Source organism: Bacillus sp. UNC322MFChir4.1, from assembly GCF_000746135.1.
Taxonomy (GTDB): domain Bacteria; phylum Bacillota; class Bacilli; order Bacillales; family Bacillaceae_G; genus Bacillus_A.
The window spans coordinates 1-1,120 of sequence record NZ_JQKQ01000071.1; the positions used below are offsets into that span (position 1 = coordinate 1).

Below are 1,120 nucleotides of genomic sequence, written 5' to 3' on the forward strand. Positions count from 1 at the left end.
GATTCGGTCTGAATCACGTTTTGTGGGCTTGTTTTTCAGGTCATTGGTGACAACCTTATCCCATATCTCACGTTCACATAAATGCACCCTGTTTTCGGCTGTTAGGACAGCTTCTGCATATTCTTGTACTTCATCCTGTAAAGGGTCAATATCTTGGAAATCACGGAAAATATCTTGCTCGAATACCTGTTGTAAATCCTTATCAATCCATGTGAGATAACCCATATCATAATAATATTTTGTTTCAGCCCATACTTGTGAAATCGTTTCAGGTGTTAAATCCTTGAAAGGGTCTAAATTGCCGTTCCCATTACATTTGATAGGGAATCTTCTTCTTTCCCCTGTTTCATCTGTTAAAATTTCAGCTCTATTGCTTGTACCATAAAAAACAGAATGTCTTTTGTGGTCTGTTGCATTTCCTCTTTCATAAGCACCACGGTATTTATCATTTTTACTTGAAATAAACATTTTGATTTCTTCATCAGACTTATTTTTGAATGCTTTCATTTCAGGAAATTCACATATCCAATTATCTGCAAGGATTTCGCCTGAAATTTTAGGGTCTAAATTAATTAATGAATCAGTAAACCATTTTTCATTTGCCAGCTTATAACCAATAACACTTTTACCGATTCCCTTTGCACCCACAAGGATAGGCATTATTTCAAATTGACAGCCTGGGGAATAGATTCTTTTAACAGCACCTGTTAACCATCTTTTTGTGATTTCCCTTGTGTACTCTGAATCTTCAGCACCTAGATAATCAATAAACAAAGTCGGTACTCTGATTTCCCCATCCCATTGAACCGATTCAATGAATGATTTGATTTGGTGAAAACTTCTTTTTTGGGTTATATGGACAAAAGCATTTTCAATCTTTGCTTTGCCGTAAATTTCCCATTCAACCCCTAACCAGTGTTCTAATTGATTCCAATCATGTGATTTCCATTCTGTATTATCAGGGTCTAATTTCCTCCACGGTAAATCCCCTTGTAAGGTCACTTGTGAGGAAAATTCATCCCATGCAAGGGAATCACCCAAAACATTATCTAAAATCAATTCAATGTTTTTTGAGGTTCTTTTGATAAAACCTTTTTCACTGTATTCTAAATCATCTTTC

At 35.5% G+C, this 1,120-nt stretch carries 1 protein-coding gene; it reads right to left on the minus strand.

Features of this window, described 5'->3' with window-relative positions; genetic code table 11:
* On the minus strand, nucleotides 1-1,120 hold a 1,120-nt coding region (locus BR72_RS17230; RefSeq protein WP_035434885.1), incomplete at both ends, for a virulence-associated E family protein.